This is a genomic window from Mesorhizobium sp. WSM4871, from assembly GCF_055811295.1.
Genome location: NZ_JBVVPU010000013.1, coordinates 86343 through 99123 on the forward strand (window position 1 = coordinate 86343; position 12781 = coordinate 99123).

Consider the following 12781-nt stretch of genomic DNA (forward strand, 5'->3'; position numbering starts at 1 on the left):
ATGCGCCAGGCAAAGGTTCCGCCCATGAGCGTCAATCGCGCCCAGCGCGTCGACCTCGAAGTCGTCGCCGATCTCATCCCACCGCAGTCGCGGGTGCTGGACGTCGGCTCCGGCGACGGCCTGCTGCTCGAATTGCTGCAGGACACCAAGCAGGTCGACGGCCGCGGGATGGAATTGTCGCAGCGCGGCGTCAACGAATGCGTGGCGCGCGGCCTTTCGGTCATCCAGGGCGACGCCGACAAGGATCTCGAATTCTATCCCGACAAGGGCTTTGATTTCGTCGTCCTGTCGCAGACGCTGCAGGCGACCCGCAACCCCAAGCTGGTGCTCGACGAACTACTCCGGATCGGCAACCGCGCCATCGTCTCTTTCCCCAATTTCGGCCACTGGCGGGTGCGCCTCTCGCTGTTCGTCCATGGGCGGATGCCGGTGAACGACGACCTGCCCTACTCCTGGTACGACACGCCCAACATCCATTTCTGCACCATTCGCGACTTCGTCAATCTGTGCGACGAGCTCGGCGCCACTGTCGAAAAGGCGACCGCGCTCGACGGCAACGGCCAGAAGATCGGCCTCTCCATGCCGTGGTGGTTCTGGAATTTCTTCGGTCAGCAAGCGGTGTTCCTGCTGAAGCGATGAAACTCGCGCCCCGGCGATATGCCTACTTCAGGACATCCGTTGCCTTGTGCGGATGTTCGACGCCGTCGGCGAACACCACATCGGCTCGGGAATTGTCCGTGCGCAAGGCCAGTATCGCCTGGTAGGCCGGCGAATTGTACCAGCCGCGCACATGCTCCCTGTCGGGGAATTCGATGATGACGAGGTGGCCCGGCCATTCGTTCTCGATCACCTCCACATCGCCGCCATGGACCAGAAAACGGCCGCCGAAGGGCTCCAGGGTGGCGTCGATCCTGTGCAGATATTCGACGATCCCAGGCCCCATTGTGGCCTGGCGCATATGGGCAACGGCGTAAGCGGTCATGACGAAACTCCCTTGAAGATCGAAGCTGAACAACAGGCTTCATGCAGGGGACTTTGCCGACGCGCCGGACGCTGGTCGATTACCTCCAAGGTCATGAAATGTACCTCAGAGGTCATGAAATGTGCCTCCAAGGTCATGAAATCTACCCCGAAGCCACGAAGTACATACCGGCCAAGGGGTGGCGCCTGGAGCGCCGAGTTGCAAATTCGCCACATCGGATCAACCACCGTTCACTTTGGCGTGACACCGGTGCTTCTTTTTTGTACGGTCCCGCTAAACGCGACCTGGGACGGGCATGGAAGGCGAATATCAGATCCATTCGATTGTCGTGGAACGCGCCGAGGCGACATGTCCGAGACGATGAATCCCGCTCCGCTCATCACGGTGATAACGCCGACCCACAACCGGCGCGACAAAGTCCTGCGCGCGGTGGAGAGCGTGCTGGCGCAAAACCTCACCCGCTTCGAGCACATTGTCGTCGACGATGGCTCGACCGATGGCACCGAAGCCGCGCTTGCCGCCATCCGCGATCCCCGCCTCATCTATGTCGGCGCTAAATGGCGAGGCGCCAATGCCGCCCGCAATGCCGGCATTGAGCGCGCACGCGCCCCCGTGGTGACCTTCCTTGATTCCGACGACGTCTATCTGCCGAACCGGCTGGAGCGGACGCTGGCCTGGTTCGAGGAGAACCCAACGCTCGAAATCCTGATCAGCTCGTTCGTGTCCCTAAAGGGTGGCCGCAGCACCAACTGCATCAACCGCGACGCGTTCCTGAGCCGGGACACGCTGGAACGGGCATTGGTGGCGCAGACGATTTTCATTGCCGGATCGGCGATTACCGCCCGGCGCGAGGCCTTGCTGGCGATCGGCGGCTACGACAGCGACATAGCGCGGATGCAGGATCGCGAATTGCTGTTGCGCCTGGCTCGCCGCAGTGGCGCGCAACTGTCCGAAGACGTCGACTGGAAAAAGTACAATTCGGAGAATTCGATCTCCGGCCAGCGTGACGGCTATGTCGAAGCCTATGCGAACCTGATCTGCAAGCATCCCTATATCATCGACCGCTATCCCGACATTCCGCCCTACATGATCGCAAGACAGATCATTGCCGACACGATGAAGGGCAGGATCTCGCAGGCATTTGCCGGCTATCTGGCCAACCGCTCGTCGAAGGCGCTCGGTTACTCCTTGCCGCAATTGCTTCGCGGCTATGTCGGCGGCCGGCGCTGGCGGCGCGATCTCTACGATGAGTTCCGCAGCAAGTACGGCGCACGGCCCGCCTGACCCAGCTGCGAAGTTTCACCGGTCGAGTTCGGGGAAAAACGGATCTGAGAAAAACCGCCGGTCGCGCTCGCCTTGCAAGCAGTCGATCGGCGCCGCCGCATCGATCCGGACCGGCCGGGGATCGGCCCCCGGGTCGACCGACGGGTCGCCGCTGACCTCGAGGATCAGCTTGCGGCGTATGGCGGTGGTGAATTCGGACGCCGCGTAGATCGGCAGCACGAAGGAGCCGGGCCCGCCGGTCACGCATTCGGCATAGTACCGGTCGAGATGGCTGAAGGTCGGCGACGGGCTGATCAGGATCGGCAGGCCGTTGATGACGATGCCCTTCGCCAGCGCGGCGTCGCGTGTCATGGTGACCGGTAGCCCGATATTGTTCGGGCCATCGCCAGAAATATCGATGACCCTGCGCGCCGCATCAAAAGCGGCTCCATCCAGCAGCTCCGTGCCGAAGGCGAGCGCGCCGGAGATCGAGGTGGCGCGGAAACTCCTGAACGGGCGGGCCTCGATCCTGTCGGCGAAAGCGTTGGCGCTCTCGGCATCGTCGATGACCTGCCAGGCAATGACCCCATCGTCGCGGACGGTGCCGGCCCATTCGAAATAGGCCAGCGCAATGCGGCCGGTGGTGCCCGAGCGCACCGCCCTGATGAAGTCGGGGTGGCGCAACGCCTCGACATAGCCGGCGCGCTGCAGGGCGAACTCGTTTTCATCCATCGACTGCGAAATGTCGACCGCCAGCACCAGTTCGACGTCCACGGCCATACCATTGGCGGGTGCGGCCAGAGGGGTGGCAACAGGCGCTGCCTGGGCGCAGGCAAGGCAGGCAAGCAGGCTGATCGCGCCGCGCATGGTCTAAAGCCTCACAGGCTTTGCAACTATGCCGACAATTTCCCCGGCGATCGCGGCGAAATAAAGCTGGCGGGATGAAACCGGCTACTTCTTCTTCCGGCGCATAGCAGCGGCCGGCGGCGGCTCGATCGCCCCGGCCCTGACACTGGCCGGCTTGAGCGCCGGCCGGCCGGCATCCTTGACGATCGTCAGCGAGCGCGGAAAGAACTGGGTGTTGTGCTGGCCGCGGCCGATGTTGAGGATGGCCGCACCGGCGAGACGTTTTTCCAGCATCGCCAGCACCTGTCTCAGCGTCGCGCCGTCGAACGTATCCAGCGCTTCGTCGATGATCACCCATTTCGGCCGCCGCAAGGCGAGCCTGGCAAAGGCCAGCAGGCGCTGCTCGTCGTCGCTGAGTTCATGCTCCCACCGCGCGGAACGGTCGAGCGAGGACGACAGGCGCTCGAGACCGACCTCGGCGAGCACCTCCGAGATCTCGGCATCGTCGACCTTGGCGGTGCCGTCCACGTGATTGAGCACATCGCGCAGCGTGCCGAGCGGGAAATAGGGGGTGCGCGGGACGAAGGCGGGTATTTCCTTGGCCGGCATGCCGATCCGCCCGCTTCCCCACGGCCACAGGCCGGCGATGGCGCGGAAGAACAGCGTCTTGCCGGCGCGCGGATCGCCGGTGATCATGACGCGCTCGCCGGCGCCGATCTCGACATGCGGCTCGGCAAGCTTCGTGCATCCGTCGGGCGAGGCAATTTCGAGCTTCTCGAAGGTCAGGCGGCCATCCGGGTTTTCGCCGAACTCGATGCGGCTTTCCGTGTCGTGCAGCACATCCGTTTCGCCAAGCGCGATGCGGAAGTCGGCGACGCGCATCAGCGTGGCGCGCCAGTCGGCGATGGCGCCGATATTGTTGATGAACCAGCGCAGCGACGCATTGACCTGGTTGAAGGCGCCGACCGCCATCATCAGCCCGCCGAAGCTGATATCGCCGGCGAAATAGACCGGCGAAGCGACCAGGATGGGCGCGACGACGGTGATCCAGCCATAGGTGTCGGTGACCCAGGACAGGTTGATCTGGGCATGATAGATCCGCCGCATCGCGCCCAGCACCGTGCCAAGGTCGAGTTCAAGCTGGCGTCTGGCATCGACCTCGCCATGCGCGAGCGCTATGGCATCGATATTTTCGTTGACGCGAACCACCGAGGACCGCAGCTCCGCCTCGCGCGAATAGCGATCGCTGTTGAAACGGATGAGCGGCCTCCCGACCAGCCAGCTCAGCCAGGAGGCGATGCCGGCATAAAGGATGGCCGCCCAGACCATGTAGCCGGGGATCGCCAGCGAATGGCCGCCGATATGGAAGACGAAGCCCGAAGACAGCGTCCACAACACGCCGATGAACGACGCGAGCAGGATGAAGGATTGCAGCAGCCCGACGCCGAGATCGGTCGAGAGATCGGAGAGATGCCCGACATCCTGCTGTATGCGCTGATCGGGATTGACGCCGATGGCGCCGGCATGGGTCAGCCGGAAGGCACGCGCCGGCAGCATCCATTCGCCGATCAGGTCGACCGTCAGCGCCTCGCGCAACTTCAGCCGGATCATCTGGTTGAGCCAGGTCTGACCGACATTGAGCACCAGCAGCGTCCCGGCTATTGCCGCAAAGACGAGAAGCTGATGCAGGAAGCCCTGCATGTCGCGCCGCGCCAGCGCGTCGTAGAAAGGCTGGTTCCAGCGATTGAGCAGAACCTGCCCGACCGAGGTCGCCACGATGACGGCGACGATGCCGATGGAGAGCCAGAGCAGATATTTGCGCACCGGCGAAGCCGCCAGCGCCAGCCTGATCGTCGCGAGCTGGTCGCGCAGGCTGCTGGCCTCGACAGACGCGCGGGCCATGTCGTCTGGATGATCAGCCATGAGTGAGATCCCTGCGTTCGGAAGCGGCACTGGAACCGGTCACGGGCATTGGCGGCCCGCGCCTTCAATCGGGCTGCAAACCCGCTTTCGACAGATAGTTAGGAAAAAGCGCAAGCCCGATCACGAACGCGTCACCCTTGTGGGTAGGGACGCTCTGTCGGCGGCTTCGGACAGCCGCCCGAGCCTGGTGGCGCCATGCGGCGAGAAAACCGGCACGAAGACGCGGCGCGAGGCGCGCTGCGCGACCGGCACGCCCTGATAGAGCCGCTTCTGCGCCTCGACCACGATGACGCCGGAAAAGATCGGCCAGAACCGCCGGCCGGCGCGTTCCAGCACATTGTGGAACCGCATCATGAAGCGCCGCCGCGATGGCGGGAAGAACAGGGCATCGGACCAGGCAGCCGGCGTGAAATTCGTTTCGCGCAGCAACTCGGTGAGCTGGCCGCGCGAGAAGGGCCGGCCGTTGCCGAACGGCGTGTGCTCGAAACGGGCCCAGACGCCGCGCCTGTTGGGCACGACGATGACGACGCGCCCCGCGGGCGACAGCACCCGCCAGATCTCGTTCAGCGTCTCGCGCGGGTTCTCCACATGTTCGAGCGAATGGACGAGCAGCATGCGGTCGATGCAGGAATCGACCAGCGGCAATTCCTCGTCGAAGACCAGCGCCGTCGCGCTCGGCCCCGTGACCGGCCAGACCACCGCGCCTTGCGTCGCCGGCATGAAGGCGAAGACACGCTCGGCATCGGCGCCGAACCGCTCCAGCCACGGCAAGGTATAGCCGAGGCCGACCAGCCGCTCGTTGGGCACGACGGCCCATATCGAGGACAGCGCCATGGTGATCGAGCGCTCGGCGAGTCGCCCGAGCGTGGTCGAATAAAAGGAGCGGAGGTCGACGATGTCGGAATGCATGCGCCGGACGGTAGCTTCGATGCCGCCCAAGTTCAACAAAAGGCGGATGACATATGCGGGCAAGCGCCCTATGTCTGCGACGACTGCATTCCCGAAAATCGGATCCGATTTTCGGAAAGCACGATGCAGCAGATAAAAGCGAGAGATACTATGCCGGTTGAGATCGAACAATTCATGTGCCGCAGCGACAATTTCGGCGTGCTCGTGCATGACCCCAAAAGCGGCCAGACCGCGATCATCGATGCGCCCGAGGAGGCGCCGATCCTGGCCGCGATCGAGCGCACCGGCTGGACGCCGACGATGATCCTGATCACCCACCACCATGCCGACCACGTCGAGGCCAATCTGGCGCTGAAGGACCGTTTCAAGCTGCGCATTATCGGGCCGAAGGCCGAAGAGGCAAAGATCCCCGGCATCGACGAGACCGTGGCCCAGGGCTCGGTCATCCGCCTCGGCGACGAAAAGATCGACGTCATCGAGACGCCAGGCCACACGGCGGGCCATGTCTCCTATCATCTGCCGGCTTCGAAAGTGGCGTTCACCGCCGACACGCTGTTTGCGCTCGGCTGCGGCCGGCTGTTCGAATGCAAGCCGCCGGTGATGTATGATTCGCTGAAGAAGCTCGCCGCCCTTCCGGCCGAAACGGTCGTCTATTGCGGCCATGAATACACGCTCGCCAACGCCCGCTTCGCGCTGACGGTCGATCCGACCAATTCGGCGCTGAAGGAACGCGCCGCGAAAATCGAGGCACTGCGCGCCGACGACAAGCCGACGCTGCCGACCACGATCGGCGAGGAATTGTCGACCAACCCGTTCCTGCGCTGGCACGACCCGGCAATCCGCAAGCATCTCGGCATGGAGAAGGCCACCGACGCCGAAGTGTTCGCCGAGATCCGCAAGCGCAAGGACAATTTCTAGAGCACGATCCCGAACCGAAGGTCAGCACAGCAAAAAGTCGCAGACTTTTCGGAGAAGATCATGCGAAAAAACAAAGACTTGGATCTACTGCGTCATGGTTTTTTGGCCGAACACGGCAGTTACCGTTGGCGCTGCCCCTCACTGTCCTGCCGGACATCTCTCCCCGTATAGTGACGGGGAGAGAGTGGCTGGCCGCGACGCCGGCGTTCTTCCTCCAGCGCTGACAATTGGCGAAATCGTGGATGAGAGTGCCCCTCTCCCCGTCACTATACGGGGAGAGGATGCCGGCAGGCAGGTGAGGGGCAGCGCCGAGGAGCGACAATTATGAACAGTGGATATGACGCAGTAGAACTAGATCTTCGGACCCAGGGTGAGGATCGGCGTTGGGAAAAACCCGATGCTGGAACAAAAGCCGTGCTAGCCTGAACGCATGACCAGCGCCGCCGAAATCATCGCCACGCTCGGCCTGAAGCCACATCCGGAAGGCGGCTGGTACGCCGAGACCTTTCGCGACGGCGCGGAAGGCGGGCGCGGCCATTCGACCGCGATCTACTTCCTGCTGGAAGAGCAGCAACTGTCTGCCTGGCACCGGGTCAGGGACGCGGCCGAGGTCTGGCATTTCTATGCCGGCGCCCCGCTGGCGCTGTCGATGCACCAGGAAGATGGTCCGGTGATCGAACAGGTGCTGGGCACGGCGCTGGCCGCGGGCGAACGGCCGCAGATCGTCGTGCCCGCCGGCTGGTGGCAGTCGGCGCGCAGCCTCGGCGAATGGACGCTGGTCGGCTGCACCGTGGCGCCAGGCTTCGATTTCGCCGCCTTCGAGCTGGCCGAACCGGGCTGGGAGCCGGGGGCGCCCTAAAACCCAATCGCTTCGAACGACGAAATTCGACCTCAGCCGTTCAGCCTGCAACGGTCGCTACCCGAAACCCGTCGTTCGACTACAGACCGATTATGGGCATCAATGGGGCCGGAACCGGATTGGCGGCTTTAGGCTGCGGGTCTTCAAGAGCGGACGCTTGGATCGGCGTGGGCATTGTCGTGACGTGACCCGCTTCGGAAGTTCGGTCACGCTATCGATGATCAAGATTGAGCGTGCGTGTGCCTGTTAATTGACACTTGAAGTGGCCAACTCGGGCGATGGCCGGATTCGGATCCTGGCGGCTTTCAAGTCGCGAGCGGGCGGCAGCCCGAACATGCGACCGTACTCGCGCGTGAACTGCGGGACGCTCTCGTATCCCACGGCGTAGGCCGCGTTGCTGATCATCTCGCCATCGGCCAGCATCATCCGACGTGCTTCGATCAGCCTGAGTTGCTTTTGGAACTGAAGCGGCGTCAGGGACGTGATGGCCCGGAAGTGCTCATGGAACGACGAAACGCTCATGCTGGCGGCGTCCGCCAGCTGCTCCACGCCGAGCGGCTCAGCGACGTTTGCGCGAATGAGCGCCACCGCGCGCGCCACGCGCTGCGCATGGCTGTCGGTAACGCCGAGGCTACGAATTGCTCCGCCGTGCCGACCCGACAACAGCCAGAAATGCAGTTCCCGGATCAACTGAGGCTGCAGAACGGCCAACGACGCTGGCCGATCGAGGAGGCGCATCAAGCGCAATGCGGAGTCGGCGACTTCCGCTTCGGTCGGATCGACGCGGACCGGGTTGCCGGCATCGAACGGGAGCGAACCCATGTCAACGACCAGGCTCTCGATCACCGCGGGATCGAGATCGACGACGAGCGAGAAATAGGGAACGCTGATGTTGGCGCGCGTGATCTGGCTGACGGTCGGCACGTCGGCGGTGATCAGGAGAGACTCTCCCGAGCCGAAGTCGAACGTGCTGCTTCCCATGGCCACTCGCTTGCTTCCTTGCAGCACCATGGCGATCAGCGGCTTGTTGATGGCGTATTGCAACTCGGTCGGCGCCGTCTGCCGAATGAGCGTCAGTCCCGGGATCGGCGTCTGGGCAATGCCGTTCGCGTCTGCGTGTGCCTCCGCATAGCGCCGTACGGCCTCGAGCAAAGTGTGAGCCATGGGCGAATAGTAACCCACGTCCCCCCGGCGTCACAACGCCATGAGGAGAAATAGGCAAGAACTCGCGAGTTTCCAGCAACTTCGGACGTTTCTTTGATGGGGCTAGGGACGGGCGTGGGTTGCTAGGCTACTGGCTGCCACACGAAGACCGCAGGAGGTGCAGTTGACCTTCATCGATAATCCGTTCTTTCCGCTGTCCTTCATAGCGGGGCCAGCGATCCTGACGAACGCCTGCGCCGTCCTGCAAAACGGCGCGACGATGCGCTACAACCTCGCGATCACGCAATGGCGAGAGTTTCGCGCGTCGCTGGCCGCTCGCGACGACCGGTTGTCGTCGCAATATGCGGACCCGGCGGCGGCGACCACTCTCGCGGAGCGGCGGATACGCCTGCAGTTGCGCGGACTTGACCTGCTGAATGCCGCAGTGGTCCTGTTCGCTGCAACTACCGTCCTGGGTCTCGCCGGTTCGTACCTTGTCCAGTTGGGGTATCTCCCTGCCGCCCCTGTTACCACGGCCATGGTGGTCACCGGCGTCACCGGGCTTCTCTTTCTCCTCGTTGCCACCGTCACGCTTTTCCTGGAGAGCGTGTGCGGCAGGGCGCTGCTCCGCCTGCAGTTGCACTTCGACGGTTCCAACGGCGCGGATATGCAACGACGGAGCAGCAGCAGCGACGGCGTTTGAATCCCTTGCCCTACTTGCGCCACGCCGTCGCTCGTCGACTGGCCGCTGTTTGCAGCGAGCGCCGTCGACCTCGGCGGCGCCCGGGAAATGGCTATCGCGTCCCCGCATCGCACCGCGACAGCACATGCCCCGCGTAGAAACAGGCAAGAATGGCCGACTATCCGGCAACATGGATCGGGTCCGGTCGACGATAGTGCTGATGGGCACAATGCTCATCACCAAGGAGATACCGATGACCACCATCTCGATCGTCACCGGCGGCAGCCGCGGCCTGGGCCGCAACACCGCCATCAGCATCGCTCGCCATAGCGGCGATGTCATCCTCACCTATCGCAGCGGCGCCGAGGGCGCCAAGGCCGTGGTGGCCGAGATCGAAAGCATGGGCCGCAAGGCGGTCGCGCTGCAACTCGATGTCGGCGACGTCTCCGCCATTCCCGCCTTCGTCAAGAGCGTCCGTTCGGCGCTGAACTCGACATGGAACCGAGATAAGTTCGATCATCTGATCAACAACGCCGGCCACGGCGAAATGGCCGCCTTTGCCGAGACGACCGAGGCGCAGTTCGACCTCCTGTTCAACGTTCACGTCAAGGGCGTGTTCTTCCTGACCCAGGCGCTCCTGCCGCTGCTCGCCGATGGCGGGCGCATCGTGAACTTTTCTTCGGGCTTGACCCGCGTCAGCTATCCGGGATTCTCGGCCTATTCAGCCGCCAAGGGAGCGGTCGAGATCCTGACGCTCTACATGGCCAAGGAACTGGGCAGCCGCGGCATCACAGTGAACACAATCGCCCCCGGGGCGATCGAGACCGACTTTCTCGGCGGCGCGGTGCGCGACACGCCTGCGTACAATGAGGCCTTCGCCAACATGATCGCGCTTGGCCGCGTCGGTTTGCCAGACGACATCGGTCCGGCGGTCGCCAGCCTGATCGGTTCCGACAACCGCTGGGTCACCGCGCAGCGGATCGAAGTGTCGGGCGGCCAGAACATCTGACCGCGACCAGCCCGTCTCGCGGGCCGAAAAGCTCAGGCCGGCGCGGAGTCTCCGTCGCGTTGCGCAAGGGGTCCGAGAGCTGCCGGAAGGTGCTTCTCTCGATGCGTGCGCGATGCGACCTGGCTCTCGTAATTTCGCTGAACGCGACGAGGTCAGCTTATTGCCCCCAATTCCCAGGGGCGCGTCACTGGACGCGCCTCGCTACAGCACGAGTATGGTGGCCAGCCCCAGCATCAGGCCCATGCCTACGATATCGGTCAAGGTGGTGAGGAAGATCGCCGAAGCGACCGCCGGGTCAGCGCCGACCCGGCGCAGGCCCAACGGGATCAGCACGCCGGAGATTCCGGACATGAGGCACGATCCGGACATGGCAAGCAGGATCACAAGTGCCAGCATGGGCGCTTGGGCCGCCGACTCCGGTTGCCTCGAGGCGTAGAACCACATCGCCGCAGCCGCAAGAAGGCCGACCAGCAAGCCGTTGGCGATCCCGAGCGCGCCCTCTCTCATCACCAGGTGCAGCTTCGGTCGTTTGTCCACATCCCCCAGGGCAAGGCCACGCAGGGTCATCGCCAGTGCTTGGCAGCCGGTGTTTCCGCTCTGCCCGGCCAAGACCGGGAGGAACGCCGCCAGGGCAACGATCTTCTCGATCGTCCCTGTGAACGAACTGACGACGAATGCGGCCATGAAGGCCGTCAGGAGGTTTAACTGCAGCCACGGATGACGCTTCAGGAAGGCTGAAAACAGCGGCGTAGAAGGGCGCTCCTCCTTCTGGACACCTACCATCTGGCCAGACTGGGCGGAAACCTCGATGATTTGCTGCTCGAACAGGCGCCAACCGCGAACCTGGCCGAGCAGCCGGTTCTCCGCGTCCACCACCGGGTAGACAGGGTAGTGACGCCGTACCGCTGCCTCGCATGCGTTGCTCAAAGAGAGACCGACATTAAGAGCGAACGGCCTGGGCAGCATGATCTGATCGACAATTGCGTCCGGTTCGCTCAGCATTAGATCGCGCAGGACCACCAGGCCAACCAGTTTATTGCCCTCGTCCGTGACATAGAGATAAGTGAGCTCGGTCGGCACCTGGGCGCGTCTGACAGCTTCAACCGCGGCAGCAACTGTCGTCCCGACAGGAACGCTGGCGGAAATCGGGTCCATCAGCTCGATGAGCGACTCGGGCATCGCGACATCCTCGCCACCGCCATGAGACCCGATGGGCCGCATATGCAGTGGCAAATGCTCGGCCAGCTTACGGGCGTGCCCGTCCGGCAACAGCTTTAGTGTGTCGCGGATGAACTCGGGAGACTCTCTGGCGAGCAATTCAGCTGGGTCATCAGGTGCTCGGGCACGCAGCGTGCGCACCAACTTCTGAACGCCGGTCTCTTCTTTCATTTGCTATAGCCCCCAATTGAAGGCCACATAGTATGTAAAGTATCGGATCGTACCAGTGTGGAAATACCCAGCTTCTTCCGGCCCCTGCATTCCGCCTTGTGGTTCTCGAAGTTATTGCGGCCTAATATGAGTTGATGCACGTCGACTGAGCGTCGACCCAGCAGACGCCATCTCGCCACGCTCGGCCTGAAGCCGCATCCGGAAGGCGGCTGGTACGCCGAGACCTTTCGCGACGGCGCGGAAGGCGGGCGCGGCCATTCGACCGCGATCTGTTTCCTGCTGGAAGAGGAACAACTATCGGCCTGGCACCGGGTCAGGGACGCGGCCGAGGTCTGGCATTTCTATGCCGGCGCCCCGCTGGCGCTGTCGATGCACCAGGAAGACGGGCCGGTGATCGAACAGGTGCTGGGCACGGCTCTTCGCGCGGGCGAGCGGCCGCAAATCGTCGTACCCGCCGGCTGGTGGCAGTCGGCGCGCAGCCTGGGCGAATGGACGCTGGTCGGCTGCACCGTGGCGCCAGGCTTCGATTTCGCCGCCTTCGAACTGGCCGAACCGGGCTGGGAGCCGCCCCAGGGTTGAAACCCAATCGCTGCGAACGACGAAATTCGACCTCAGCCGTTCAGCCTGCAACGGTCGCTACCCGAAACCCGTCGCTCGACTACAGACCGATTATGGGCATCAATGGGGCCGGTAGCTGCACGTCGGCTTCGGTCTTCGGAAGGGCGACAGCGACGTGTGGCGCCTCATATCCCAGCCCGTCAGGGATGAGCATCTGCCGATCGTATCGCCCCATCAATCGCTGCTCTGTCGCCGGTGGCCCCCGCAAATCCTCGCGATCGTGCAGGCCTTCCGCTACGT

General features: G+C 63.6%; 12 protein-coding genes and 1 pseudogene. 7 read left to right on the forward strand and 6 right to left on the reverse strand.

The features are described from left to right. The first annotated feature begins 24 nt into the window (after positions 1-24). On the forward strand, positions 25-639 hold the full coding sequence (metW, locus tag AC0L2H_RS25015; protein ID WP_107650738.1) for a methionine biosynthesis protein MetW: 615 nt from the start codon (positions 25-27) through the stop codon (positions 637-639). A gap of 22 nt (positions 640-661) precedes the next feature. Here the strand turns inward: metW and AC0L2H_RS25020 are convergent, their stop codons facing one another. Next, on the reverse strand, positions 662-982 hold the full coding sequence (locus AC0L2H_RS25020) for a DUF1330 domain-containing protein (protein ID WP_473592768.1): 321 nt from the start codon (positions 980-982) through the stop codon (positions 662-664). A gap of 348 nt (positions 983-1330) precedes the next feature. Between AC0L2H_RS25020 and AC0L2H_RS25025 the strand changes: the two genes are divergently transcribed. After that, complete coding sequence (locus tag AC0L2H_RS25025; RefSeq protein WP_473592769.1) at positions 1331-2266, forward strand: glycosyltransferase family 2 protein; 936 nt, start codon at positions 1331-1333, stop codon at positions 2264-2266. Positions 2267-2281: 15 nt separating this feature from the next. Here the strand turns inward: AC0L2H_RS25025 and AC0L2H_RS25030 are convergent, their stop codons facing one another. The 3 genes from AC0L2H_RS25030 to AC0L2H_RS25040 form a co-directional block, all read right to left on the reverse strand. After that, positions 2282-3112 (reverse strand): DUF1194 domain-containing protein, encoded by an 831-nt coding sequence (locus tag AC0L2H_RS25030; RefSeq protein ID WP_473592770.1) that lies wholly within the window; start codon positions 3110-3112, stop codon positions 2282-2284. Positions 3113-3196: 84 nt separating this feature from the next. Continuing rightward, entirely contained in the window at positions 3197-5014 is a 1818-nt protein-coding gene (locus AC0L2H_RS25035; protein ID WP_473592771.1) for an ABC transporter ATP-binding protein/permease, read from the reverse strand. 120 nt (positions 5015-5134) lie between these two features. Next, positions 5135-5923: a class I SAM-dependent methyltransferase gene (locus AC0L2H_RS25040; protein WP_473592785.1), complete on the reverse strand. Its 789-nt coding sequence runs from the start codon at positions 5921-5923 to the stop codon at positions 5135-5137. Between the two features lie 150 nt (positions 5924-6073). Between AC0L2H_RS25040 and gloB the strand changes: the two genes are divergently transcribed. Continuing rightward, a complete protein-coding gene (gene gloB / locus AC0L2H_RS25045) occupies positions 6074-6841 on the forward strand; it encodes a hydroxyacylglutathione hydrolase (protein WP_473592787.1) in 768 nt (255 codons plus the stop codon). 430 nt (positions 6842-7271) lie between these two features. Continuing rightward, the gene (locus AC0L2H_RS25050; protein ID WP_473592772.1) at positions 7272-7700 is read left to right on the forward strand and encodes a cupin domain-containing protein; all 429 of its coding nucleotides are present in this window, start codon (positions 7272-7274) and stop codon (positions 7698-7700) included. 246 nt (positions 7701-7946) lie between these two features. On the opposite strand, the gene AC0L2H_RS25055 is transcribed toward AC0L2H_RS25050, so the two are convergent. Then, complete coding sequence (locus tag AC0L2H_RS25055; RefSeq protein ID WP_473592773.1) at positions 7947-8864, reverse strand: AraC family transcriptional regulator; 918 nt, start codon at positions 8862-8864, stop codon at positions 7947-7949. Positions 8865-9027: 163 nt separating this feature from the next. Here AC0L2H_RS25055 and AC0L2H_RS25060 point away from each other — a divergent pair, with 163 nt between their 5' ends. Beyond that, positions 9028-9546 carry a hypothetical protein gene (locus AC0L2H_RS25060; RefSeq protein ID WP_473592774.1) on the forward strand — a complete coding sequence of 173 codons (519 nt, stop codon included), beginning with the start codon at positions 9028-9030 and terminating at the stop codon, positions 9544-9546. A 232-nt stretch (positions 9547-9778) separates the two neighbouring features. Then, on the forward strand, positions 9779-10534 hold the full coding sequence (locus AC0L2H_RS25065) for an SDR family NAD(P)-dependent oxidoreductase (protein ID WP_107650733.1): 756 nt from the start codon (positions 9779-9781) through the stop codon (positions 10532-10534). A gap of 201 nt (positions 10535-10735) precedes the next feature. On the opposite strand, the gene AC0L2H_RS25070 is transcribed toward AC0L2H_RS25065, so the two are convergent. Further along, positions 10736-11923 (reverse strand): magnesium transporter, encoded by a 1188-nt coding sequence (locus AC0L2H_RS25070; RefSeq protein ID WP_473592775.1) that lies wholly within the window; start codon positions 11921-11923, stop codon positions 10736-10738. A gap of 171 nt (positions 11924-12094) precedes the next feature. Here AC0L2H_RS25070 and AC0L2H_RS25075 point away from each other — a divergent pair. Beyond that, positions 12095-12502 (forward strand): annotated as a pseudogene (locus AC0L2H_RS25075) (cupin domain-containing protein); the annotation flags it as partial. Positions 12503-12781 lie beyond the last annotated feature (279 nt).

Coding starts and splice junctions, on each gene's coding strand:
- AC0L2H_RS25030 (WP_473592770.1), bottom strand. CDS start 3,112: ATGCGCGGCGCGATCAGCCTGCTTGCCTGCCTTGCCTGCGCCCAGGCA.
- AC0L2H_RS25035 (WP_473592771.1), bottom strand. CDS start 5,014: ATGGCTGATCATCCAGACGACATGGCCCGCGCGTCTGTCGAGGCCAGC.
- AC0L2H_RS25055 (WP_473592773.1), bottom strand. CDS start 8,864: ATGGCTCACACTTTGCTCGAGGCCGTACGGCGCTATGCGGAGGCACAC.
- AC0L2H_RS25065 (WP_107650733.1), top strand. CDS start 9,779: ATGACCACCATCTCGATCGTCACCGGCGGCAGCCGCGGCCTGGGCCGC.
- AC0L2H_RS25020 (WP_473592768.1), bottom strand. CDS start 982: ATGACCGCTTACGCCGTTGCCCATATGCGCCAGGCCACAATGGGGCCT.
- AC0L2H_RS25040 (WP_473592785.1), bottom strand. CDS start 5,923: ATGCATTCCGACATCGTCGACCTCCGCTCCTTTTATTCGACCACGCTC.
- AC0L2H_RS25050 (WP_473592772.1), top strand. CDS start 7,272: ATGACCAGCGCCGCCGAAATCATCGCCACGCTCGGCCTGAAGCCACAT.
- metW (WP_107650738.1), top strand. CDS start 25: ATGAGCGTCAATCGCGCCCAGCGCGTCGACCTCGAAGTCGTCGCCGAT.
- AC0L2H_RS25070 (WP_473592775.1), bottom strand. CDS start 11,923: ATGAAAGAAGAGACCGGCGTTCAGAAGTTGGTGCGCACGCTGCGTGCC.
- gloB (WP_473592787.1), top strand. CDS start 6,074: ATGCCGGTTGAGATCGAACAATTCATGTGCCGCAGCGACAATTTCGGC.
- AC0L2H_RS25025 (WP_473592769.1), top strand. CDS start 1,331: ATGTCCGAGACGATGAATCCCGCTCCGCTCATCACGGTGATAACGCCG.